1 protein-coding gene is annotated in these 3,646 nt (G+C 50.8%); it reads left to right on the top strand.

Translation table 11 applies throughout. From position 1 onward, the window contains the following. Window positions 1-3,646 (top strand): adhesin-like autotransporter YpjA/EhaD (gene ypjA, locus FQ015_RS15610; protein WP_160524241.1); only part of this gene is annotated, 3,646 nt, incomplete at both ends.

The following is a 3,646-nucleotide window of genomic DNA, read 5'->3' as shown; positions in this document are numbered from 1 at the left end:
CGACGGTGAGCGGTACGAATAGTGAAGGGGCATTCTCTATTCACAATAACGTGGCAGACAATGTGTTGCTGGAAAACGGTGGTCATTTAGACGTATATGGTTCGGCAAACAAGACAATTATTAAAGATAACGGAACAATGTCAGTTTTAGCGAATGCTAAAGCTGATGCGACCCGAATAGATAATGGCGGCGTTATGGATGTTGCCGGAAACGCGACAAATACCATAATTAATGGTGGCACACAGAATATAAATAATCATGGTATTGCCACGGGAACCAATATCAACAGCGGAACACAAAATATCAAGAGCGGCGGGAAAGCTGACACGACAAATATCTCCTCCGGGAGCCGGCAGGTTGTTGAGAAAGATGGTACGGCAACTGGCAGCAATATTAGTGCCGGAGGCTCGCTGATTGTCTATACCGGTGGTATCGCACATGGGGTTAACCAGGAGACGGGTAGTGCTTTAGTTGCCAACACGGGCGCAGGGACTGATATTGAAGGATACAACAAGCTCTCTCACTTCACTATTACCGGAGGGGAGGCTAATTATGTTGTGCTGGAAAATACCGGCGAACTGACGGTAGTGGCTAAAACCACGGCGAAAAATACTACCGTTGATGCCGGCGGTAAGCTGATTGTCCAGAAGGAGGCTAAAACAGATAGCACCAGACTTAATAATGGTGGCGTTCTGGAGGTTCAGGACGGTGGTGAGGCTAAGCATGTTGAGCAACAATCCGGCGGCGCATTAATTGCTTCCACGACTTCCGGAACACTTATCGAAGGAACTAACAGTTATGGTGATGCTTTCTACATCAGGAATTCAGAAGCTAAAAATGTAGTGCTGGAAAACGCTGGCTCATTAACAGTCGTTACTGGTTCCCGGGCAGTTGATACGATTATTAATGCCAACGGCAAAATGGATGTTTATGGAAAAGATGTTGGCACTGTACTCAATAGTGCGGGCACCCAAACAATATATGCCAGTGCCACTTCTGATAAAGCAAATATCAAAGGTGGCAAGCAAACGGTATATGGTTTAGCCACTGAGGCAAATATCGAAAGTGGTGAACAAATTGTTGATGGTGGGTCAACAGATAAAACGCACATCAAAGGCGGCACGCAAACCGTTCAGAATTATGGTAAGGCGATCAATACCGATATCGTCTCTGGCCTACAACAAATTATGGCAAACGGGACAACGGAAGGTTCCATTATTAATGGCGGTTCACAGGTAGTTAATGAGGGCGGTCTGGCTGAAAACTCGGTACTTAATGACGGCGGCACACTCGATGTGCGGGAGAAAGGCAGCGCTACGGGGATACAGCAGAGTAGCCAGGGCGCGTTGGTGGCAACCACCAGGGCGACGCGGGTCACAGGGACACGCGCTGATGGCGTCGCGTTCAGCATCGAGCAGGATGCGGCGAACAATATCCTGCTGGCAAATGGCGGCGTGTTAACCGTGGAGTCAGACACCACTTCCGCCAAAACACAGGTCAATGCGGGCGGACGGGAGATCGTCAAAACAAAAGCCACTGCGACTGGCACGATGCTTACCGGCGGTGAACAAATCGTCGAGGGTGTGGCGAATGAGACAACGATTAACGACGGCGGAATACAAACAGTTTCGGCTAACGGTGAGGCAGTAAAAACAACGATTAATGAAGGCGGTACGCTGACAGTCAACGATAATGGCAAAGCGACAGATATCGTCCAGAACAGCGGTGCCGCTCTCCAGACGAGCACGGCTAACGGTATTGAAATCAGCGGTACTCACCAGTACGGCACCTTTTCCATTGCCGGAAATTTAGCGACCAATGTGCTGCTGGAAAATGGCGGTAATTTATTGGTATTAGCAGGTACCGAAGCTCGCGATTCCACGGTTGGCAACGGTGGGGCAATGCAAAACCTGGGTCAGGACTTCGCCACCACGGTTAATTCCGGTGGGCAATATACCCTTGGTCGGTCAAAAGATGAGTTTCAGGCTCTGGCCCGGGCAGAAGATCTACAGGTCGCTGGCGGGACGGCAATCATCTACGCAGGTACGCTGGCGGATGCATCGGTCAGTGGCGCGACAGGAAGCCTGTCGTTAATGACGCCACGGGATAATGTTACGCCAGTTAAACTTGAAGGGGTGGTCCGGATTACCGATAGCGCGACATTAACTATCGGAAATGGCGTCGATACGACGCTTGCCGAGCTGACGGCTGCCAGCCGGGGCAGTATCTGGCTTAACAGCAATAATTCCTGTGCAGGCACCAGCAACTGCGAATATAGAGTAAACAGTTTGCTCCTCAACGACGGTGATGTTTATTTATCAGCACAAACAGCAGCGCCTGCCACAACTAACGGTATCTACAATACGCTGACCACCAGTGAACTTTCCGGCAGCGGTAATTTCTACCTGCATACCAACGTTGCAGGCTCCCGGGGCGATCAACTGGTCGTCAACAACAACGCCACTGGCAATTTTAAAATCTTTGTTCAGGATACCGGCGTCAGCCCTCAGTCTGACGACGCGATGACGCTGGTGAAAACAGGGGGAGGGGATGCTTCGTTTACGCTGGGTAATACCGGCGGTTTCGTTGATCTTGGGACCTATGAGTATGTCCTGAAAAGCGACGGCAACAGCAACTGGAACCTGACCAATGATGTCAAACCCAACCCGGACCCCAACCCAAATCCGAAACCGGATCCAAAACCAGACCCAAAACCGGATCCGAAACCAGACCCGACTCCCGATCCAACGCCGACACCCGTCCCGGAGAAACGCATCACGCCTTCTACGGCAGCCGTACTCAATATGGCAGCAACATTACCGTTGGTCTTTGATGCTGAGCTAAACAGTATTCGCGAGCGGTTGAACATAATGAAAGCGAGTCCACACAACAATAATGTCTGGGGGACGACGTATAACACCCGTAATAATGTCACCACCGATGCGGGTGCCGGGTTTGAGCAGACGCTGACCGGAATGACGGTGGGGATCGATAGCCGTAATGGTATTCCTGAGGGGATTGCGACGCTGGGCGCTTTTATGGGTTATTCCCATTCACATATCGGTTTTGATCGTGGAGGACATGGCAGTGTGGGCAGTTATTCTCTGGGGGGCTATGTCAGCTGGGAACATGAAAGTGGTTTCTATCTGGACGGTATCGTGAAGCTGAACCGCTTTGAAAGTAACGTAGCCGGTAAAATGAGCAGCGGTGGAGCCGCCAACGGCAGTTATCGCAGCAACGGGCTGGGCGGTCACATTGAAACCGGGATGCGATTTACCGATGGTAACTGGAACCTGACGCCGTATGCATCGTTAACGGGGTTCACCGCTGATAACCCCGAATATCATTTATCCAATGGTATGGAATCGAAATCAGTCGATACCCGCAGTATATATCGTGAACTGGGCGCAACGCTGAGTTACAACATGCGTCTGGGGAACGGCATGGAAGTTGAGCCGTGGCTGAAGGCGGCTGTGCGCAAAGAATTTGTCGATGATAACCGGGTGAAAGTGAATAATGACGGTAATTTTGTCAATGATTTGTCGGGCAGACGTGGAATATACCAGGCAGGTATTAAAGCCTCATTCAGCAGTTCGTTAAGCGGGCATCTCGGGGTGGGGTATAGCCATGGTGCCGGTGTGGAATC

It is taken from the genome of Escherichia sp. HH26CH (assembly GCF_009820205.1).
GTDB classification, from domain to species: Bacteria; Pseudomonadota; Gammaproteobacteria; order Enterobacterales; family Enterobacteriaceae; genus Escherichia; species Escherichia coli_F.
This window is presented reverse-complemented; position numbering and strand designations above follow the sequence as displayed.